The sequence below is a fragment of the Pseudomonas sp. Colony2 genome (assembly GCF_019382755.1).
Taxonomy (GTDB): Bacteria; Pseudomonadota; Gammaproteobacteria; order Pseudomonadales; family Pseudomonadaceae; genus Aquipseudomonas.
Genome location: NZ_CP080030.1, coordinates 2,903,745 through 2,926,746, shown reverse-complemented (window position 1 = coordinate 2,926,746; position 23,002 = coordinate 2,903,745). Strand labels below are relative to the sequence as shown.

Genomic DNA, 23,002 nt, shown 5'->3' with positions numbered 1-23,002 from the left:
TGTGAAACGCTGTAGGTTTCCAATGCTGAGCGCTTCGTACTTTTAATCGCCTCCAGCTCCTGGCCTGACAGATCAGGGTGATAGAGCTCGCACTTGGTGGCCGAGATATCACTCATCCCGGCCTCAGTGACTACCGACTCGACCGCGCCACCATCCACCGGGGAAAGCCGGGACCCCAAGACGAAAAAAAGGGGCGATCAATGATCGCCCCAAATACAACGAGAGGTCCTTTTCTAAAACTACAAGCTGATCTGCTGGCGCTCCTCATCCGTCAACCGCGCCCGCGCCTGGTCACTCAACGGTCCGGCGCCGAGCACCTGCACCGGGCTGTTGGGGTTGTAGCCCGAGGTCTTCTGCCCGTCCTCCGGCTTGCGCTCCACTGGCTCGCTGCCAAAGCTCAACACTTCCACTGTGACAATCGACGCCCGGCCCTGTTTGGCCGCCGCCTGCTGGCTACGCGCGGCATCTTCCGCCGCCTGGGACGCCGCCGCACCGGCTGCGCTCGCCGAGGTCATGGCCCCGGTGTTTACCGCCGCCGACACCGGCACCCCGGACGACTTGCCCTGGGTCTGGATGTTGGCGGCATTAACGACGCGCAACGCGGCAATGTTGATGTTGCCCGAGACCCGAATCCCCGCTTCACCCGCATCGATGGTGCCCAGCGGGGCGATCAGGTCGATGTCTCCGGCCGGCACTTCGGGAATCGGGTTCAAGGTGGCAATCCCCGCCCCGGTGCTCGGCACCGCCGGCGACAGGGTCACGTTGCCCCAGTTGTCGTAGACACGCTTGGGCGGCGTGTACACCACGGTGGTCTTGGATCCGCGACCGGCGTTGATGTCGCCCTCGCCGGACCAGCCCATGATCGAGCCGCCGAAGGTGGTCATGATGCGGCTCTGGCCCAGCAGGATGCTGCCCATGGAATACAGCTGGATATCGCCGGCGCCCTGGGTGATCACACCGGCGGTGGACGGCGGTGCCGCGCCTTCGATGCCGAAGGTCTGCCCACCGCCCGGGGTGAGCATCTGGATCGAGCCACCGAAATTGGTGTGTACACCGGAGCCGCCGAAAAACGTGATATCGCCCTTGTAGGTGATCGGGTTGCCGGCCACGTCCTTGTCCGGGAACAGCGCGGCAATCGCCGCACGCCCCCGTACATAGCTGCCCTGGCGCACACCGCCCACCGCGTTGTACTCACGGCCGGCGGCCTTGAGTTCGGCGAAGTACACATCACGGGCGAACACCCGTTGCTGTTCAGCGGGCAGTGCGGCGTAAACCGCGCGGGCCTGCTCGCGGGTGCCGACGAAACCGAAGCGCTCGGCGAGCCAGGTGACCAGTTCGTTCTCATAGGTCTTGGCGACCTTGCCGCCCTGGATCGACAGGGCTTCGCCTGGCTGGACGAGGTTGGCCGGGTCCAGGTAGGCCTCGACAAAGCGCCGGTAATCCGGGCCGTTGGGGCCGACGCCAGCTTGCATGACGATGCCTGCGCCAGGGCGGTTGTCGCCCGCGACCACCGGGCCCAGGCTGGTGATGCTGACTTCGCCGCCCTTCGCCGGGTCACGCCCGGACATCAGGATATTGCCGCCCGCCGTCACTTCCAGCAGGCCAGGACCGGCAACCTGGAAGTTGCTGTACAGAATGTCGCGCCCGGCGGAGACGATGGAGATGTCAGTGGGGTTGTTGTGGATGAACAGGTTGCCGGTCGACTGCTCGCTGACCGCACCGGGGGCCGTATTAAAACGGCTGCCACTGCTGACAATGTCTCGCCCCGCCATCATCCAAACCGGCCCGTTGCCCTCGTACCAGGTCTGCCCCGAATGCAAAAACGTGGGGGAAGAATTGAACATCAGGGTCCGGCCGCTGCTGACCCCCACCAGATCGCCGGTCAAGGCATAGAACCGCGCCGGTTCCGTTGGCGCGTAAGCGGCTGCCGACGCCGTGGCGGAGCCAAAGGCAAACAGAGGCCGCGGAATGGAACCCGGCGAGCTACCGTTTTCCGACAGATTGTTGCCATCGACAACCACCTGACCATCAATGGTCCCGACGAACGCCGGCCGCCAAGGTGTGGCCATGATGCTGGGGTCGGCCCCGGAAGGCGTGACAAACATACCGCCCGCATAAATCGAGTCATGGGCCAGGAATTGCAACTGGCTGCTGGCACCGGGGGCGAGCACCAAGGCATTTATCGGACTCGTATCGGCTTGGTACCCCAGGACGGCGTTACCGTAATAAATACTGCCGCCAGCCGCCGTCGCTCGAACGATCGATGGGTAGACGGTTGCCAGGTCGGACGCTGCGGCGGAGACAGATGGCGTCAAGTTGCCCCCCGCTGAAAACAGGTCGATTGCCGTGTGCCCGGTCCATAACGAGAACCAACTTTCGCCGGTCCCACTCGTCCCGCCACGGGTAAACGATGAGTTGTTCAGCAGGACGACACGGCCCGGGTCAATCACTTGCTGCAGCACCAGGTCACCCAATGTGGTCAGGTTGAATGTGGCATCCCCCGGCACCAGGGTGATGCCCCCCACTGCCCGGCCACGGGTCGCCTGGAACGGATCGAATGCGCGGGTTTCGCCCGGGCTCTGCTCAGAGCTGTTGCTGCCGTAGGTCAGGTCGATCCGGCCCGTGGTCGCACTTTGCAGTTGGACATTGCCCCGGATATTCACCAACTGGCCGTTCTGATCGTTTACATCAACCACGCTGCCAGGGTTCAGGGCGCCACCGATACGCACCCGTAAATCACCACCGCCCGTCAACTGCAGGCTGCCATCACCGGCAACCCGCCCGGTACTGCCGACCGCCAGCACCAGCCCCTGGCTGCGCGGGTTGGCAGAGGCCGACATTGGGTTGCCGTCCATGCGCCGAAGCACACCGGCATCCCCGCCTACCTGTACATCCACGTCACCGCCGCCGAGGGTGCCGAAACCGGTAAACCCGACGAACGCATCAGCCTTGGAGGCGTTGGCGGTATAGCTACCGAAATTGATCCACCAGGCCGTCGGCTGCGCCTGCCCGCCGGTGTTCACCGTGCCGCTGCCCTGGCGCCACAGCCAGTTGGCCACATCGGCGGAGTCGATGCCGTTATCCAGGGGGTTGGGCCGACTTGGGTTGAAGACGCCTCCCAGGATATTCCCCGTCAGGTTGCCCCCCACGTTCACGCTCAAATTCCCCCCTGCCTCCGGGTACCAGGCACGGTACAGGCTGTCAGATGAGCCGTTGACGAACTGTTCAAAATAACTGTTGGTATCGTTCAGCACCGTCTTCGCGCTGTTCAGCGCCTTGGGCTGGTTGTAGGGGTCACCGGCACCGGTTGCAGTGGACGATGTACCGGCGGTGTAGACCCCGTACAGGGAGTCCATGCTCAAGTCGCCGGCGCTGAGCAGTTCGAGGTCGCCCGTACCGGTGCGAATCACACTGAAACGGCTGCTGGAGGGGGTCGCCGCATACTCTTTGCCGCTTTGGGCCTGGCAGTAGGCGGGCGAGCTTGCACAGAACTCATCGATGGACGGGATACCGAACTGGTCCAGGATGCTTTGCTCGATCGGCGTTCCGACGGTGACGATAATCCCGTTGTCCGCCAGGTCCTTGGCGCCGAATTCGGTCCAGACATAGCCAACTTTCACGGCGCAGTACGCCGGATTGCCCCCACAGAAATCATCAATCGAACCCAGCCCGAAATCATCGAGGATCTTTTGGTCGATCGGGTCGCCTTCCTTGACCACCACCCCATTGGCCGCAAAGTCCTCCACCGCGAAGGCGGTCCAGGTCAACTTGCCCTTGGCGGGCATCTCCTTGGCAAACATGCCGTAGTGGCTGTCAGCCAAACGCAGGTCGCCGCTGCGCGGATGGGCTTGCAGGATGCGGCTGTCGGCCGCCTCGGTGTCAGCACCTGCAACCAACCGCAGCGACCAGGATTGCGAACCTTCTGCCAGCATCGGCGAGAGGGCCCACAGCTTGCCCTGGCGCCCCGCCACTTCCGGGCGCAACGCCACCGACTCAGCCCCGCCCGGCAACTTGACGTTGGTGCCGGAAGGAATCAACGCGCCGCGCGGCAGCGGTATGTCGCCATTGAGGGTCACGTAGTTTTGCGTCGGGTTAAGCGCCTCGTAGTTCGTCGGCAACGGCACCCCTTTGGGCCAGGTCAGGGCCCCGAGCCGGGTGTCCTGGGTCAGCAGGCTGCCGGCGTCCAGCTGTGAGCCGGCCGCCAGGGTGTGTGCCTGGCTCAATAACGTGCCTGCGGCAAACAGCACATCGCCCGCGCTGTCGAACACCGCTGCGGCCAGTACCGTACCGGCAGGCAGCGTCAGGTCCTGGTTCAGCGTCGCCCGGGTCGGCAAGCGCGTACCGGCGGCCACGCCCACGGCCTTGATCGGCAGGTCGTAGTTGAGCACGGTGCCCGCCGGGAAGGTCGTGCCGTCCGCCAGGGTGATGCCGTTACCCGGCACGATGATCGTGCCCCCGGTAAAGTCGATACCCGGCAACAACACCCAGCCCTTGTCATCGACGGTCTGTGGTGGCGGCGCAAAACCGTCGTTGATGCTGCCGTAAATATTCAGGTCGCCACCGGCGCGCAGGGTCAGGCTGCCCGACTCACCGGAGCCATACACCGAGGTTTTCTGGCTGTTGGGGTTGAGGCTGGCGTAACGGTAGCCGGACAGGTCCAGATCGCCCTGCACCACCAGGTCACCGTCCGCGGTCTTGCTGACGATTTCCACGCCCGGGCGCAGGTGGAACGCATCGGCGTAGGTTGCATTGTTAAGCCCGGCGAGTTTGTTTTGCAGCAGGTTCTGGTTGAGCAATGCACCGTTGATAAAGGCCGTGCTCAGCACATGCTTGCCATCCAGGTAGGCCTGGTCGATCTGTTGGTAAGGCCGGCCGCTGGCCGTCGGGTCGGTGACGAGTGGCGCATCGTCGTAGCTGATCATGCCGTTGAGGGTGATCGAGCGCGCGCCCTGGATCGTCAGGCGGCCATGGGCATCGATGTTGATGTCGTTGCTGGTGCCATCGACGTTGATCAGCCGTGGTGCATTCAGCTCCAGGGTGCCGCGGTTGCGCCCGTCATTGCCCTGGACCGCCTCGGTGCCGTGGCGCAGGTCGATGCGTGCGCCATCGGCCAGGGTCAGTTGACCGGTGCCGGAGCCGAGCACCACCATGGCCCGGTTGGGCGAGTCGATGATCTTGCCGTAGCTGTCCACCCGCAGCTTGCTGCCATGGGCGTCGAGTACCGCGCCGCCGTCCAGCGTCAGGCCGTGCTTGCCGGCCAGGTTGATGCTGCCGACGCGCTCGCCACTGGCGTCCACCAGGCCGGTGACCCGCAGGCTGCCGTTGTCCACGGAGACGTTGACGGTGCCGGCCTTGAGGCCATTACCGATGGTCAAGTCGCCCTGCTTGAGTTGGAAGCTGCGTGTGCCGAACACCTGGCCTTGATTCAGGCGCTGGTTGAGGTCGGCGAACTGCTGGTCCAGCGAACCGCTGCTGCCCAGGCGCTGGGCCTGGATTTCCACGGTACCGGCCTCATAAGGCATCGTGGTCCCGCCCGCATCGTAATAGCCACTGCTGCCGGCGAGGATCGTGCCTTGCAGGTCGACGATACCGCCCGCCGCGTCCACCGCAACCGCCCGCAGTTTGCCGGCCTGGTTGTTTTTGGCCGAGAGGTCGATGGTCGAGCCGGCAGCCTGCAGTATGTTGCCGCTGCGGCTGTCCAGCAGCACAGTGCCGCCCGCGCCGTATTGGGTCACATCGTTGAACACAGTGGCGCCACCGGCCACGTCGATCAACGCCGCATCCGTCAGCACCACATCACCCCGGGCGCCCAGGCTGATTTTACCGCTGGGCAGCACTACCGCCGTGGCCAGGCGAATGCTGTCGCCTTGCAGGGACAGTTCGGCGCCCTGGCCGTCGGCCTTGCCACGCGCCCCCACGGACGCTGCAATATCAATCGCCCCACCTGCGGTGATGCGGTTCACCGAACCGGCTTCGCCGGTCATCAGCGGGGTGAGGATATTCAGGTCGCCGCCGCTGTACTGGAAGCCCTTCACCGGGTCATAGGCGCCCTGGCTCTGATACACCGAGAGGCTGCCCTTGTGGTTGGCGGTAATGCGCTCGCTGGCATTGAGGTTCACGCTGGCAAAGCCCAAAGCCAGGCGATCGAAACTGCTCACGGTGTTGGTCTGGGCAAAGGCGCCGTAGCCGAACTCAATACGCTCGGCGTTGATATCCAGGCGCCCGCTGCCAGTGCCCGCCCCGCCGGCGATCACCGAGCCCGGTGGGGTGGTCGCGCCCTGCCAGATCAGGTTGGCGGTATGAATGTTGGCCACGTCGCCAGCGGCACCGGCACCGTAGATCGCCGGAGTGGAGAGCATCAGGTTGCTCAGCCGCGACTTACCCGTCAGTGGGTCATAGGTGTCCAGGGAGGTACTGCCGTAGAAGTTGAAACTGTCCCGCGCCGAGAGCTGCAGGGTTTCCAGGGCCGGCGCACCGAACTGTGAATCACCTTTGAGCAGGCGATCAAGAAGCGCCTGGGTGAGTGTCAGGCCGGCCGGCAACTGATTGGCCGCAGCGGCAGCGGCCAGGGCTTGGGCGCTGCCGAGGTTAATGGTGTTGACCCCCAGGTTGAGGTGACGGGTGCCGTAGCGCACCTGGTCGCCCAACTGGAAGGTATTGTTGGTCAATGCCACGATGCTGCCTTCGGAGTACAGCCCGGTTTGCCCGCTGCACAGGCCCGTGTCACACACACCGATGCTGATCCCGCCGCTGGGCACCGTCGTATTGAATGCAATGACATTGAGCAAGCCGTTGGACGCCGCCAGCATATTGGTGACTTTGTAGATAAAACCGTCACGAGCGTCGTAGCTGGCTTTGCCACGGCCGATGGTGTTGATGGATGCGCCCTGCTCCAGGACGATCGCGTTGGTGTCACTCAACAAAAAGACTTCCGGCGCTGCGAGCGTCACACCTTCCCGAAGCGTGACGGTGCTGTTGGCCCGACTCGTACCGCCCGCCAGGACGATGTAATTCCCGGACTGGCCATACGTAACTGCCGTCATCCCCCCCACCATCAAACGCGAGGCTCCCAAGGCGTTGAGGCTGTCATCGTTGAAGGTAATGCCGGAAAAACCGCTGGTTGCGGAACTGCCCGCCGCGACGACTTCAATACCAAGCTTGCCTGGATCAATCACCGCCACCGCGCCGCCATAGCCACCCGCCGCGGCCTCAAAACGGCCTATGCCCTGGAACGAAAACGCATCAGCGCCGCCCCCTGGCCGCAAGGCCAGTTTCAGGGTCTTGGCGTCGACGGCGAGCATCGGGCGTGGCACACCCTGTTTCGCAGCGTCGGCCATGGCGAACTGGGCGTAGCTGGTTTCGTTGTATTGGGAATAGCGACGCAAGGTATCGGCCGAGGTCAGAATCAACTGGCTGGCAACGCTGTTGCCGATCCCGGTGTTGGCGATGGACAAGCGCCCGGCGGTGGACCAGGAGCCATTGCGCATGCGCTGGGTGGCGGCATCACTGCCGAGCCCGGCCAGGCCGTTGATCTCGACGCGGAAAGCGCCGGGCATCAAGGCGTAGGTGGACGGCATCAGGGTATAAGTGCCCGCCGGCAGCCCCGGCACTCCGGCGCCGATGGTGACCTGCTGGCCCACCAACGGATCGACTGCGCCTTTCTCCGGTGCCACCGGCGCCGCGCCAGGCTGCACCCCGGGCACGATGGCGTAAATCGGGTTGGTGCCCAGGCCCGGCAACACAAAACCGCCATTGGCACCAAACTGCACCAGTGGGCTGTAGCGCGCATCCGTAGAGCCTCCGCGCCCGGAAACGAAACCGGCCCCCAGCAATTCGCCGCCGCCCGACAGGTCCAGGGTAGCCTCAGGCTGCACCTGCACCGACTGGCCGCCGAGAATCACCCCGACGCTGAGTTCCGCGTCCTGGTTGACCAGCCCGCCCTGGCCGACAAACGTCACGGTCTTGCCGTTGTACTTATAGACCTGCCCGTCCAGGGTGCCGCCATACGGCAGCACCAGGCCCCTGCCGCTCACCGACGTCACGCTGCCCGGCAGCAATTGCACCTGGCTGCTGCCCATGCTGCCGATATCGATCAACCCCAGGGGCGCCCGCACCACACCGCCCTGCCGCACCGTCGCGGCGCCCAGTTGCAGGCGCCCGAATGCCGAGTAAGGCACCGCGGCATCCGTGTTGCCGGTACGGCCAATGGTCAGGGTGCGCAGCGGGTCGAACGTGATGTTGAGGCTGTTGAATTCGCTCAGGTAGCCGGCAATGACCCGCGCACCGACCTCCGTGGCCGGATACAACTGCGCCGCCCGCAAGGTCATGTCGCCCTGGGTCAATAACTGGGTGCTGACCCTCAAGGCCACGCCGTCCGGGTTCGCACCCGCCAGGAAGCGCAGATCGCCCTGGCTGGTCAGGTTGACCTGATCAAAGCCGCGACGCTCAAGGCCGACCAGGCTATCGTCGGCCTGGCGCAGTTTGCCCTTGCTGCCAAACAACACGCTGCCGCGCACATCGATCAAGCTGCCGCTGGCATTGAACTGCGCCTCGGTGGCGCGCAGCGAGGGTAACGGCAACACCGACACCGGGTTCACGTAGAACTCCCGGGCCGGCGAATCCATGCCGGACAGCAGCAGAGACGGTGCCGACAGATTCACCCGGGCATTGGCTGCCGCGCCCTCACTGAGGTTGAAGGCACCGCTATACAGGCGCAGGCTCTGGCCCATGTTCAAGGACACATCGCCGTCGAAACTCAATAGGCCGTTGCTCATCAATGCCAGGTTGTCGAAGCCGCCCGCACTGACCTGGTCGACGCCCAGGCGAGCGTGGCCGTATTCCAGGCTGTCGGCCGCGTCGGCGGCGGTGCCGGCGAGCGGGTGAGCCTGATGGGTCTGGCCGAGCACCAGTTCACGCACCTTCAGCACGCGATCCGTGACACTGCTCTTGGTGTAATACGGGCTGTCCAGCGCTACGTTCAGGCTGCCGCCCGCTGCGCCGGCACCGCCGGCCCGGGCCACCAGACTGCCGTCCAGGTACAAGCCATTGTTGGACGCCAGGCTGATGCTGCCGCCATTGCTGGCCACCCGGGTTGCGCCCTGCCCCGGCACATCCAACACCGCTTGCGTGCCCGACGCGTCCAGCCGGGCGCCCTCGCGTACCACCACAAACAGGTCGCTGGCAGTGACCGTGCCGGTGCTCAGGTTGATCTCGCCGCCGATGCTGATCTTGCCGCCGTCACGGACCAACCCGTATTGGCTTCCACGATTGTCCACGGCAGTCGCGGCCCGGGCGGCGACATCGATCAGTGCGTTTTCACCCAGCCAGATGGAGCGGCCGTGGCCAACCGCGTTGGCCGGCTCGAACGCGCGCGTGGTCAGGCCGTTCAGGTTGACGCTGCCACCCCAGGCATTGAGCGTGCCGTCGACCGTCAGTTGGCCGATGCTGCGCAGGTTGATCGACTGGCCCGGGTCGACGCTGATCACCGCGCCCTTGCCGACCACCAGCGCGGTTGTCGGCAGTTGCTCGGCAGGCGACTCCAGGTGGCCGGCGGAAAGGGTCAGGCTGGCGCCACGGCGTTGGCCGAGTACGCCCTTGCTCGCGTCTTCCTGGTAAAGCGGCGGGGTCCAGCGCTCCATCACGCTGGCCGCATCGCCGCCACCCGGCGTCGTGGCGGCCTGCTCCGAGAGCCGGTAGGCCGGCACGTTCACATCCACCTGAGTACCATCGGCGACCAGCAATCCTTCGTTGCCGGTAATGTCATAGGCCGAAAAACCCTTGTTGAAAAAATCCCCGGCCAACTGCAAGGTCCTGGCATCCGGCGCCTGCGGGCTCTGGCCGATCTGCACCTTGTTGGCCTGCAAGGTCAGGGTGCCGCCTGCGCTGACGCCATAGCCGCGAATCTCGGCGCCCAGGCCCAAAGCCCCCAGTGCGCCCACGGTCACGTCGCCGCCCTTTCCGCCCCGGACTTTGCCATCCAGGCCGATGGTCGCCCCGGACGACGTTTCCACCAGGCTGCCCGCCGCGAGGTTCACGTCGCCGGAGCTGCGCAACGACACCTTGCCACCGTTGATATACGCCACCCCGTCAGTGGCCGAGGGGTCGAGCGCCAGATTATTCCAGCGCCCGGAACTGTCCAGCTTGACTCCGGCGGCCACATCGAGCCGGCCGATACCCGGCAGAATCACATCGCCAACAACATTGGAGCGATTGAGGTCGACCTGATTCAGCAGGTTGCCCGCGTTGATGCTGCCGCCGTGGGCCGTGAGGTTGGCATTGACTGAAACCACGGGGCCGAACAGGGTGATGTCGCCGCCGTCAGCCACCTTGAGTGCGCCATTGACGTCAATCTGCTGCTTTGCGCCGACCTTGATCGCGCCCAATCGGTAGCCATTGAGCTGGTCACTGTCGAGCACCAGTTTGCCCTGGCGTTCGGTCGGCAGCGCAGTGGCCAGGTCCAGGCCGTCGGCGATTTTTTGCGTGCTGCTCTCGATCAGCACCTGGTCGATGGTCGGGGTCAAGGCGTAGCGCAAGGTGCCGGTGGCCTTGTTGTACACCGGCGTGTACTGGCCAATGATCAACTGCGCCCGCTGGGCCATGGCCTGCTGTGACTGCTGATAACCATCAAGGTTGATATTCGGTGCCTGGGTCTGGCGATCGCCCTGGAATACATCGCTGATCAACTGGCCTTCCAGCACCGCGTTGGTGGTGCCCACCACCAGCTTGCCGGCGTCGCGGCCCACGGTGTAGCCCGCCTCGTAGCGGCTTTGCTGGGCCACCAGCGGGTTGTAGTAGAAATCGCTGCGGCCCCAGCGGACGCTGGTGTCTTCAAAGCCCTTGTAGATACCCGCGTATAGAATGTCCCCGGGGGCTTTCGACAGCTCATAGAGCTGGCCGTCAGGCCGCTTGAGCCAGGTCTGGCGGATGTAGCCGGCCTGCACATCGACGGTGCCGCCCGACAGATTGACCTGGGCACCCTGCTGGGTCACCACGTCCTTGCCGGTGAACGTCACAGTGCCGCCCTGGGCCATCCACTCGCCGACCGAGTGGCCCTGGGTGCCCAAGTAACCGCCGACTTCCAGCAGCCCGCCGGCGGTGTACCAGCGGTCCGTCGCATAGCCGTTGGTGCCGGCCGGGACGAACACCAGGTCCCGCAGGTCGACCCATACATCGTTGTTGATCAATTGCCCGCCGTCACGGTTGGCGGGCGCGTCGCGCTGTTCGTTGCCCTGCACGTTGATCTTGATGTTGTTGGCTTCCATCGCCACCTTGACGCCAATCGCGCCGGCCACGTCGATCATCGCGCCGTCACGCACCAGGCTGCGCTGGCCGGCACTGACCGCCACCTGGCCGCCGGTGGCCAGGGTGATCGAGCCTTTGCGGAAATCCACAGTGCCGCCGCTGACGATCTCGATCCGCGACTGGTCGGTGCGATCGGCCACCGCGCTGAGGTTGTTGAACTGGCCGGTGATCAGGTTGGCAGGCAAGCCGTCGAGCTTGATCAGGCCGTTGTCCTTCTGGCTGTTGAGGGCGGTGCTGCCGCTGGCGTCCAGCAGGATCGCCGTGGTGCTGCCCTCGCCCAGGGTCACGCTGGCGCTGATGTCGCTGGCGGCGTTGAGCAAGTGAATCGTGCCGCGGGAATCCACCGAGGTGCTGGCCAGGGCCACGCCGTTCTGCTGCACCTGGTGCCCGGTGAGGGTGATGTCGCCGGTCGACGCCATGATCAGGCCGCTGTTGCTGACCTTGCCCGACGTGCTGCCGGCCTTGAGGCTGGTGGCCACTTCATTGCCACGGGTGGTGGAGCGGTCGTTGCCCGTGGTGCCGACGCCCTTGCGGATATAAAAACTGTCGCCGGCGGCCAGGGTGGCCTGGCCCCTGGCGGTGATGATGCTGCCGGCGTTCTCGACCTCCGAGCCGAGCAGCAAGGCGTAGCCACCGGCGTCGGTAGAGGTGGCCGGGTTGTGAGTCTGGATCAACGCGCCGCGCTGCACCTCGACCTTGCCCGCCGCGTCGGTGAAAGTCGGCTGGGTGCCGTTGGCATCCACATAGATCCCGCGTTGGGTGAATTGGTCATCGGTGATGGTGGCGGCGGCCGCCACCAGGTTGCGCACATTGACCTGGCTGCTGCCGCTGAAGATCACCCCGTTGCGGTTCATGATCATCACTGTGCCAGGGGCGTTGATCTGGCCCTGGATTTCGCTGGGGCGCGCGTTGGGGTCGTTGACACGGTTGAGCACGGCCCAATTCGATTGCTGCTGGAAATCGACCGTGGTGTTGCGTCCGACGTTGAAGGTTTCCCAGTTGAGGATCGCCTTGTCGGCGGTCTGCTCGATGGTCACCGCGGTCTTGCCACCGGACTGGCTCTGGGTCGGGCCCTTGGCGTTGGTCCAGCCCTGGGTCAGGCTGTTGTCCACCTGCAAGCCGCCCTTGCCGAGGCCGTCGGGAATCGTCGAGACCTGGCCGAGCGCCGCTTGCCGGCCAGCGGCCTGGGCGGCCTGCTGGGCCGCAATCGCCGCGACACTGTTGTTGAGCGTGCTGATGGAACGTGACAACTGCTGGTTCGCCCGCGCCTGCTGATTCAACGACGGAATCCCCGGCACCTGCGCCCCGTTGAGGCGGGCCGCTGTCGCCGCCTGGGAGGCACCCTTGTCGGCAAACCAGCCGGAGCTGAACGCTGTCGCCGCGTGGGCGCTGCCTGCCACCATGAACAAGGCAATCGCCTGGGCCAGGGGTTTGAGGCGCAGGATCGTCTGGCCGCCAGGGCCTTGGGCATTCAGGTTGACCGGTGGTTTGCAGCGGACCATCAGGAAGCTTCCTTCTTTTTTTTGCCCATGGGGAACTGGCGACGTGCGTCACGTATGGGAGTTAGGCGGTTGGCGAGGGGCGGGACTGAACTTCTGTCATGGAAAGTTCATGTAAGGCTGATAGCCGAGCCGCAAACGCAAAAATCAGCAACGGCACAGGCCGTTGCTGATCGGGTGTTGCCGGTCGGTAAAAGCGTGGGTTACAGCGGACGACCGATGGCGTTGCAGACATCAGACTTGCCGATGCTCAGCGCGCTGGTTGCGGTAACGAAGTTGCTGGTGATCGCGGCTTTCCAGGCAGCTGGCAGTGGCACGAAGCGGTTGGCCTTGATCGCGTTGTCGTTGCTGTTCAAGGCGCTGGCACCGAAGTGACGGGTGAAGAATGCACGCACTTGCGAGGTCTGGGTGGCGTCGGCGTAGCACTGGCTGAAGATCAGGTTGGTGAAGCCCAGGATCGGATAACCGCTGCTTGGGTAAGGCACGACGCTTGGATCGTTGGCATCGGCGGCGGCAGCAAACACCGGTACCCAGGCGTTCTGGTTGGCGACGTTGGCAGCAGCCGGTACGGGCACAGCAGCGATGGCGGCGGAAACGTTATCAGGGGCTGGAGAAACACCGGCGACCTTGGCCACTTTGGTGGCGTCATCCAGGCCAGCCAAGGTAGGCGCGGCATAGTCCGGGCTCATGTAGGTGATGCGACCATCACCGGCGTTCAGTGCGGTCATCACGCCTTGGCTGGTCACGGCAGGCACGGCGCCTGGTGGCACGCCGAAGCTGTCCGCGAAGTTGGTGGTGACCACAAATTTCTTGGACTCATTGACGCACTTGGCCGCCAGGAAACGGGTGAACAGCTCGGTGGTGCCACTGGCTTCGTTACGGTAAACCACCACGATATTACCGGTGCGACCGGTAGCCGGGAGTTGGTTCCAGGTGGTGATGCGGCCCGAGAACACGCCGCACAGTTGATCAACGCTCAGGTCAACCGCGTTGGTACCGGCCTTGTTGAATGGAATGGCAACCGAAGTGGCGACCGAAGGCACTTGAATCAGCTTGCCCCAGGTCGCTTGTTTGGTGGAGGCGTAGGTGGACAGTTCAGTCGAGGTCAGCTTCGAGTCGCTGCCCGCCCAGTGAACGTTCTTGGTGCCGGTGCCGAACTGGCTGTAGTCGTTGTTCAGGAACGCCAGTTTGCCCTTGCCGCTGCCCACGCCGATGTACGGGGCGAAACCGGCGGTCAATACGCCGGAGGTCTGGTACAGCGGTTGTGGCAGGGTGGCGCCGCCGCCGTTGATGTCTGCCATGGCAGCCTGGGCCGAGCACAGTGCAGCGAGGGTCATGGATACCGCGAGAACGTTGCGCTTAAACATGAAGAAGCTCCTTTCGTCGTGTTTGTACGTTGGGGTAGATGACGCTATGGCTTCGGTCCCGGGCTGTGTTCCGGGGGGTACCCAGGGGTGAGGCCATGGGTATGAAATTTCGCAGCATCCGATGACAGCTAAAGGAAAAAACCTCGGGAGGAACGGCTTGATTTTTAAAAAGATTCTCGGGTGTTTTGGTCACACTTTTGAGCGGTTTGGGGGTGAGGTGACAGCGAGGTTTCAGCGCGGATTTCGAGGACCGGGCTGGAGGCGTTACGGGCCGTGTGGTGGGGTTGGGCAGATGACAGAATGAGGAACCCGAGGTTGGGACCCGCGTGTCGGGCGCGCGAAAATAGTCTTGAAGAAACGCAGTTCAAATGTGGGAGCGGGCTTGCTCGCGAAAGCGGTGTGTCAGTCAACACATGTCGCGCCTGAYMCACCGCTTTCGCGAGCAAGCCCGCTCCCACCTTTTTGACCGCGTTTCGTCAGCAGTCAGGTCACCAGTTGATTGATTTCGATGATCGGCAGCAGCACGGCCATGACGATGACCAACACCACGGCCCCCATCACCACGATCATCAGTGGCTCAAGCAACGCCGTCATGCCCATCGCCCGACGCTCGATATCCCGCGACAGGGTTTGCGCCGCGCGCTCGAGCATTGGCGGCAGCGAGCCGGTTTTTTCGCCGCTGGCGATCAGGTGGATCAGCACGGGCGGAAAGACCTTTTCCACCGCCAGCGCAGGAGCCAGGTTGACGCCCTCGCGCACCTTGGCCGTCGCGTCGCTGACACACTGGCTCAGGCGGTCGTTGGACAAGGTCTGGCGCGCCGCTTCCAGGGCGCGCAACAACGGCACGCCCGCCCCGCCGAGAATCGCCAGGGTCGAGGCAAACCGCGCGGTGTTGAGGCCCAGTACAAAACGCCCGATCAACGGCAGGCGCAACACCCGGCTGTGCCAGCTCAACCGTGCCACGGGGTTGCGCAGGTACAGGCGCCAGCTCCAGAAACCACCCACGATCCCGGCAAAACACAGCCAGCCCCAGGCGCGGATAAAGTCACTCGCATTGAGCATCGCCAACGTCAGGCCCGGCAGGTCCTGGCGAGCCTGGGAAAACGCACTGACCACCTGCGGCACCACGTAGCTGAGCAGGAAAATCACAATGCCGATGGACACCAGCCCCACCACGCCCGGGTAGATAAACGCCGTGAGGATCTTGCCCCGCAGGTTATTGCGCTCCTCGATGTAGTCGGCGAGGCGCTCCATGACCTGGGCCAGGTCGCCGGACTCCTCCCCCGCCGCGATCAGCGCCCGATAGATCGACGGAAAGTCTCGGGGCCGGGCGGCCAACGCATCGGCCAGGCGCATGCCGCTGCGCACATCGGCGCGCACCGCGCTCAAGGTCTGGGCAATGTGTTTTTTCTCGGCTTGCTCCACCGTGGCGCTCAACGCGGCCTCCAGTGGCAAGCTCGCACCGAGCAGGCTCGCCAGCTGGCGCGTGGCCCAGGCCAGGTCATTGTCCGAGAGCTTGGCGCTGAACCGGCTGCCACCGCCGGCACGCTCGCTGTTGTTCTCGACCTGCACCCGCAAGGCCGTCAGGCCACGGCTGCGCAGGTTGGCAAAGGCGCCGCTCTGGCTGTCTGCCTCAAGGTGCCCGGACTCCAGCTTGCCGCTGGCGTCGGCGGCTTCGTAGCGGTATCGGTTCATCAGGTGTCCCGTGTTACGCGCAGGATTTCTTCGGGGGCGGTGGCGCCGCTGCGTACCCAGCGTTCGCCATCTTCACGCATGCTGAACATGCCGGCGCGGCGTGCGGCGGCCTTCAAGGCCTGCTCGCCGGCGCCCTGGTGGATCAGCCCGCGCAGCTCGTCGTCGATGCAGAACAATTCATGGATACCGGTACGCCCGCTGTAACCGATCTGGTTGCACTGCGCGCACCCGACAGGCCGCCAGGTGCCGGGCGCGGCCGGGTCTTCCTGCTTGCAGTGCGGGCACAGCCGACGCACCAGGCGCTGGGCCAATACGCCGAGCAGTGACGAGGCCAGCAGGAACGGTTCGACGCCCATGTCGATTAAGCGGTTGACCGCCGAGACGGCGTCGTTGGTGTGCAGGGTGGCGAGCACCAGATGGCCCGTGAGTGAGGCCTGGACGGCAATTTGTGCGGTCTCCAGGTCGCGGATTTCGCCGATCATGATGATGTCCGGATCCTGGCGCAGGATTGCCCGCAGGGCCAGGGCGAAGGTCATGTCGATCTTGGCGTTGACCTGGATCTGGCTGATGCCCGGCAGGTCGTATTCCACCGGGTCTTCGACGGTCAGGATATTGCTGGTGCTCGCATCCAGCCGGGCCAGGGCGGCGTAGAGGCTGGTGGTCTTGCCGCTGCCGGTGGGGCCGGTGACCAGCACGATGCCGTGGGGTTGGCGGATCAGGGTGTCGAGTTTGGCCAGGACGGCGGGGTCCATGCCGAGGGTTTCCAGTTGCAGGCGGCCGGCTTGTTTGTCCAGCAGGCGCATCACTACGCGCTCGCCATGGCCGGTGGGCACGGTGGAGACGCGGATATCGATGGGGCGACCGGCCACGCGCAGGGCGATGCGGCCGTCCTGGGGCAGGCGTTTTTCGGCGATATCGAGTTGGGCCATGATCTTGATGCGTGAGACCAGGGCGCCGTGCAGGCCCTTGCGCGGGGACACCACGTCACGCAGGGTGCCGTCGACGCGGTAGCGCACCACGGAGTGGGTTTCGTAGGGTTCGATGTGGATGTCGCTGGCTTCGTCGCGGGCGGCCTGGGTGAGCAAGGCGTTGATCATGCGGATCACCGGGGCGCCGTCCTGGGTGTCGAGCAGGTCGGTGATTTCGGGGATGTCTTGCATGAGGCGGTCGAGATCGACTTCGTTTTCGGCGGCGCCCACGACGGCGGCGGCGCTGCCGGTGTCGGCGTAGGCAGTGGCCAGGAGGCCGTCGAGTTCGTCGTCGCGCACCTGGATCAGGTGGGTTTGGCCGAACTGGCGGTAGACCTCGCTGATGGACCAGCCGGGGGTCGAGGGGCAAATGGTCAGCGTCGGGCCCTGGGTTCCCGGGTGAAGGAGGATACGTTGGGATTTGGCCCAGGCGTAGGGCAGGAGGCTCATGCTTTTGGGCTTCGTTTGGTTGAGTACATATCCATTCCTTCGGTTACGGCTTCGATTGGTTCCGCTCTTACAGCGGCTCACTTTTGAACAGCGCAAAAGTAAGCAAAACGCTCTTGCCCCACCACTCGGCACCTCGCCTAGGCTCGGTGTGCCCTCACTCCGGCTTTGGACCGTGGGCCGCCGTCATGGGCCATCCTTGGCCCAGGACGGCTAACCCGGCGTCCTGCCGGGTTACCCACGCTCCAAAGCCTGCGTTCGGCCAGCGTGGTTTAACGGGGCGCCTAAGATCAAGATCAAAAGCAAGAGCACAGCGGCCTACCGGCCGGCTTGAGTGTTAAAAGCAAAATCAAAATCTAAAGCGGGCACGGTCCACTGTAGGAGCTGGCTTGCCGGCGATGGCATCAACTGGGTGTACCTGATGCACCGAGGTGTCTGCATCGCCGGCAAGCCAGCTCCTACAAAAAGCAGCTCTGCTTTCGCTCTGGTTTTTGATTTGGCTTTTAACACTCAGGTCGGCTTTCAGGCCGCCGTGCTCTTGCTTTTGATCTTGATCTGCGGGCCCCGTCAACCACGATGGCCGCAAGCAGGCACGGTGGAGCGGGTAAACCGGCAAGGATGCCGGTTTAGCCGCGCCGGGCCATGGATGGCCCGTCGCGGCGGCCCGCGGAACCGGGCCGGAGTGCGGGCATGCCGAGCCTAGGCGAGGCACCGAGTGGTGGGGCAAAGACCTTTTGGTTACTTTTGGGGCGTTTGCCAAAAGTGACCCGCTGTAAGAGCGGAACCATAGGTGGCCGTTACCGCAGCAACGGATATGCCCCCCATCCAAACCCCAAATCACCGCGGCACCGCCCGAATCACCGCCCTAACCCCCTGCCCCCCGGGAATCGCCTTATCCACCGAAGGCAACTGCGGCGCCTGCACATCCGGCATCGCCCAACTATGCTCCGGCTGCAACCCACCCTGGGCCCTGCGCATAAACTCATAGCGATTCAGCGTAATACTGCGCCCCGCCCCACCGTCACGAATAATGTAGGGCCGCAAAAACACCATCAAATTAGTCTTCGTCACACTGCGCTTTTCATTCCTGAACAGCGCCCCCAACCCCGGAATATCCGACAACCAAGGCACCGCGTCATTGCTCTGGCTATACCCATCCTGCAACAGCCCGCCAAGTACCATGATCTGCCCGTCATCCAGCAAAATACTCGTATCAATCGCCCGCTTGTTCGTCACCGTCCCGGCATCCACCGAAGCCCGCGTGTCGACGCTGCTGACCTCCTGATAAATATCCAGCTTCACCGTCCCCCCCTCGGAAATCTGCGGCCGCACGTTCAGCTTCAGCCCCACTTCCTCGCGCTGCACCGTCTGGAACGGGTTATTGCTCGTGCCGCCGCCGCCCGTCACATAACTGCCGGTGACAAACGGAATCGTCTGCCCCACAAAAATACTCGCCGCCTCGTTATCCAGGGTCAGCAGGTTCGGCGTCGACAACACATTAGTCCCGCCCTTGCTCTTCAACGCCCGGGCCAGCACCTTGAGGTCCAGCACCTTGCCAATCCCCGGAATGTCCACCGAGCCATTCACCAGCCCGATGTTCAAACCCTTGGGCAACACATCAATGCTGGTCTTGCTGGTGGGGGTTCCATTCAAGCCGCTGCCCCCCAGGTTCACCCCACCAAAGCCACCCTTCCCGCCCAGGTTGCCCGCCTGCCACTGCACCCCGAACTCGCTGGCATCGTCCTCGCCCACTTCGACGATCAGGCTCTCGATCACCACCTGGGCGCGACGCTGGTCGAGCATGTCGATCACCTCCCGCAGGTTGCGATACAGCGGGTCCGGCGCCGAGATCAGCAAGGTGTTGGTGGTGGCGTCCGCCTGGATCGTCACGCCACCGGCGCTGAACGCGGTGTTCTGGTCGTTGGGGGAAGAGGCTCCGGCTGCACTGGTGTCCTGCCCGTAGCCACTGGGCTGGACAGTGCCGCTGCCGGTGGGAGTGCCGCTGCTGTTCTGGGTACTGCCCTGGCCACCCTGGGTGTTGCCGCCCATGCTGCTCAACTTGCCACGGGCATTATAACTGGTACCGGTGTCGCTCTCGCCGGTCAGCAAGCCCCGCAGCGATTGCGCCAACTTGCCGGCCTGGGCGTTGCGCAGGTACACCACGTGCATATTGCTCGGGTTGCTCTGGGCGTTGTCGAGCTTGTAGATCAGGTTGCGCGCCAGTTCCGTGCGCTCCGGGCTGCCGGCGCGGATGATGATGGAGTTGGAGCGCGGGTCGCCGATCACGTTGATCTTCTGGGTCTGGTCGGCGCCCTGGGTTTCGAGGAGTTCCGAGACCATGGCGGCGATGTCCACGGCGATGCCGTTCTGCACCTTCACCACGTCGGTGTCGATGGCGCTCGGGGTGTCGATGCCGTCGATGATCTGTGCCACCCGCGCCAGGTTTTCCGCGTAGTCGGTGATCACGATGCTGTTGTTGCCGGGGTAGGCGTTGATCGGGTTGTTCGGCGACACGATCGGGCGCAGCACCGGGATCAGGTTTACCGCGTTTTCGTATTGCAGGCGGAAGGTGCGGGTTTGCATGCCCTGCCCGCCCGGGTTGGCGCCGCTGTAGATCGGCCCGCCCAGCAGCTTGGCGTCCGCCTCCGGCACCACCTGGGCCACGCCGCCTACGTCGACCACGCTGAAGCCCTGCATACGCAGCGCCGCCAGCAGCATGTCGTAGGCCTGGTGCGCCGGTACCTGGCCTTCGCTGACCAGGGTCAGGTTGCCTTTGACACGCGGGTCCACCAGGAATTGCTGGCCGGTGGCGCGGGACAACGCGCGCACCACCGCCTGGATATCGGCGTCGACGAAGTTCAGTTGTACCGGTTGATCACCCAGCGGGTTGCGCGCCCTGGCCGGTGCGGCGCCATGGCTGCGGGCGCTGTTGGTCACCGGGTGTTGCACCCGGGGTGGCGGCACGGTTTCGCGCTGGCGGTCCAGTGGTGTGTCGCCGCTGCGCCGGGTGTCGGCCAGGGGTTGGCCAAGCTCGCTGTCCACCAGCAACGGCGCGGAGGATTGGGGGTTGCTGCACGCTCCCAGCGCCAACAAGAGCAAAGGGGCGACCTTGCGATAAGGCGCAGCGTTGGGCAATGACCACTTCATGAAGCTTCCTTAGCGCCAGGCGCCTGATCCATGCGAACGGTCCCGGACAAGGTGCCGGCCGAGTTTGAAGGGGTGGCCTCGCCTGCGCGTTGCAGGCGGGCCGCAGAGACTTCCAGGGAGAACGGCCGGGGGTTGGCCAGCAGCCAGTCGATCACCGCGTCCGCCGGGGCGTCGTCGAAGGTCAGGCGCCAGCTGCCGGTGTCCTGCGGCTGCAATTGATAGCGGCCCTGCAACCCGGCGTTGTCGAGGGACTGGTGCAAGGCGGTTTCCAGGTCACTGCTGCGCGGGGCAGGGGCGACGCCTTGCAGCAGCACCTGCAAGGCCTCGGCCTGGCTGCGCAGTTTCGGGGTTTCGGCTTGCCAGTAGTCGATCTTCTTCAGCGGTGGCTGGATCAACAGCAACCAGGTCAGCAGGCCCGCCAGCACCAGGCCGGCACCCACCAACAGACGTTTTTCACGCATGGCCAGGCCGTTCCAGAACACCTGGGCCTGGCTGCGCAGAAGCTGCCAACGCTTATTCATCTTCGGCCTCATCGTCTGCATCGGCTTCAACGCGCTCGGTAAGCGGGCCGACTGTCCAGCCCTGGTCGTCGCGACTGGCGCTGAACCCGGCCTGGGCCAGCAGCGCCTGCGCGTCAGCGGCCAGCGCCGGGGTCCGGGCGTCAGGCAGCAGGCTCAGCTGCAGGCGGCCTTGCTCGTAGCTCAAGCTCTCGACGCTGCCCGCCATGGACGGCAGGCTGCTGCCCGCCAGCGCCAGCAAGCCGGTAAAGCGCTGCCCAGGTTCGGCCGCCGCGCCGCTCTGGCGTGCGGCCAGTTGCTGACGGGCTTGTTGCAGCGGGTTGAGAATCACCGGCAGTTCGGGGAAGGCCTGGCGTACTTGCTGGCTCATCTGCGCCTTGAGGCGTTGGCCTTCGTCGACCTGGCGGGCGGCGTAGAGGTTCAGGCCCAGGGCCCAGATGGCGACCGCCAGCGCCGTGCAGGCCGCCGCCCTGCCCCAGCCACCGGTTGCCGCCTGCTGGAGCCGACCGTGCAAACCCCAGCCCGGCGCGGTACCGCTCCAACGGGCATCGTCGGCCACATGGAGCACATCGACACCGGTGGCGAGCAGATCATCCAGCGCGGGCTGTCCCAACGGATGCACCGCACCCTGCTGGACACTGAGGCGCAGCAGCAAATGCCCGTCGCTGAATGCCGCGCTCGGTTGCCCGCTGACTGGCAACGCATACGGCGCCGGGTACAGCCCACGCACTTTGATTTGCAGCTGGGTCGTTATCCGGCCCAGGTGCTCAAGGCTGCTTTTGGGCAGCCAGCCGACCTGCACCAGGCCGCTGCTGTCCCGTGGACCGTGGGCCACATGCATCAATTCCAGCGGGCCGAGGATCAATGCCTGGGCCGCACAGGTCACTGCATCGTCGACCTTGGCGGAGGGCAATTGCGGCAGCTCCAGGCTGGTCAGCAAGCTGTCCCGTGGATGCAGAAAACACTCCGCCTGGGTATTCGCCCATTGCGCCAGGCGGCCCTCGCCCTGCTGGCTGACCTGCCCGGCGCGGTCCAGCCAGGCGAACTGCACCTGGCTCTCGGTGGTGAGTTCATCCAGCGGCGGCAAGCCGATGCGCAAACGCTTCATACGCCCACCCGCGACCAGATCACCTGGGGCTGACGGTCTTCGGGGCGATACAGCAACGCCTCCAGCGTGACCCGACGCTGCTCGCGGCGCGCCTGGCCGTGCACGCGAAACCACTCGCTGGTGATCCCCACCTGCACCGTGTCCACCGCGACTTGTGGCATGCGCAACCGGTTGACGAAATCCCCGCGATTGACAAACCAGCGCCCGCCGTCGCGCTCGGCCACCAGTGCCTGGGCCTGGGACAGGCTGAGCCCCGGTACCACGCTGCTGAGCACCTCGGCGCTGGCGGTATTGCCGTTGACCCAGGTATTGCCGGGCAGCACGCTGACATAGCTCGCCATGCGCCGCAGTTGGCGCGGGTCGAGGCCTTCGATACCGCTGAGGTCGGTGAGGCTGCGCAACATCGGGTACTTGGCCGGGATCAATGGCGCGGCGGCACCGGGCGAGGTATCCCGGCTGTTGTTGAAGCCGCCGGTAAGTGAGACGCCGAGCTCGCGCTGGTCGTATGAGTCGATCACTCGCCGGCTGATGCGGCGACTCACGGCCGGCTCGATGCCGATCAACTGGCACAGGCGTTCGAAGCTCTGCAATTGCCCAGCGTCCGGGTGTTGTTGGGTCACCAGGTTGCGCAGGTTGAACTTGCCTTGCTCATCCTCAATCCGCCCCTCGAAAGCACCGCCGAGGGGCCGTGCCCACGGTTGATCGAGCCGGGTCAACACGTCCTGGCGGCGCGCGTCCCACAGGAGCTGGCGACTGGTTTCCAGGCCGCCATTCAACAACCATTGGCCCTGGATACGCAGTTGTTCAGCTTCCAGGCTGCGGGTGAACACGGTTTGCCGGGTGAGCATGGCGCCGGCAAGCACCGCGACCACGGCCGCGATCAGCAAGGCACTGATAATCGCCATGCCGCGCTGCTTCGCCGCTGGGGGCGAATGGCTGTTCATCGCCGGCC

Annotated in this window: 8 protein-coding genes; all 8 read right to left on the bottom strand. The window is 64.7% G+C overall.

Annotation, left to right across the window (positions count from 1 at the left end; translation table 11 throughout):
* Window positions 1–239: 239 nt before the first annotated feature.
* The gene (locus tag JV201_RS11735) at window positions 240–12,803 is read right to left on the bottom strand and encodes a filamentous hemagglutinin family protein (protein WP_219406943.1); all 12,564 of its coding nucleotides are present in this window, start codon (window positions 12,801–12,803) and stop codon (window positions 240–242) included.
* Window positions 12,804–13,003: 200 nt separating this feature from the next.
* Window positions 13,004–14,167 (bottom strand): substrate-binding domain-containing protein, encoded by a 1,164-nt coding sequence (locus JV201_RS11730; protein WP_003210472.1) that lies wholly within the window; start codon window positions 14,165–14,167, stop codon window positions 13,004–13,006.
* A 483-nt stretch (window positions 14,168–14,650) separates the two neighbouring features.
* The gene (gspF, locus tag JV201_RS11725; RefSeq protein WP_219406942.1) at window positions 14,651–15,862 is read right to left on the bottom strand and encodes a type II secretion system inner membrane protein GspF; all 1,212 of its coding nucleotides are present in this window, start codon (window positions 15,860–15,862) and stop codon (window positions 14,651–14,653) included.
* On the bottom strand, window positions 15,862–17,280 hold the full coding sequence (gene gspE, locus JV201_RS11720; protein WP_219406941.1) for a type II secretion system ATPase GspE: 1,419 nt from the start codon (window positions 17,278–17,280) through the stop codon (window positions 15,862–15,864). The genes gspF and gspE overlap by 1 nt, the downstream gene beginning before the upstream one ends.
* Window positions 17,281–18,114: 834 nt before the next feature.
* Window positions 18,115–20,424, bottom strand: a complete 2,310-nt coding sequence (gene gspD, locus JV201_RS11715) for a type II secretion system secretin GspD (RefSeq protein ID WP_219406940.1) — start codon at window positions 20,422–20,424, stop codon at window positions 18,115–18,117.
* Window positions 20,421–20,945, bottom strand: a complete 525-nt coding sequence (gene gspM / locus JV201_RS11710; RefSeq protein WP_003218654.1) for a type II secretion system protein GspM — start codon at window positions 20,943–20,945, stop codon at window positions 20,421–20,423. The genes gspD and gspM overlap by 4 nt, the downstream gene beginning before the upstream one ends.
* A complete protein-coding gene (gspL, locus tag JV201_RS11705; RefSeq protein WP_177068212.1) occupies window positions 20,938–22,050 on the bottom strand; it encodes a type II secretion system protein GspL in 1,113 nt (370 codons plus the stop codon). Before gspL ends, gspM begins: the two co-directional genes overlap by 8 nt.
* Window positions 22,047–22,994 carry a type II secretion system minor pseudopilin GspK gene (gene gspK, locus JV201_RS11700; RefSeq protein WP_219406939.1) on the bottom strand — a complete coding sequence of 316 codons (948 nt, stop codon included), beginning with the start codon at window positions 22,992–22,994 and terminating at the stop codon, window positions 22,047–22,049. Before gspK ends, gspL begins: the two co-directional genes overlap by 4 nt.
* Window positions 22,995–23,002 lie beyond the last annotated feature (8 nt).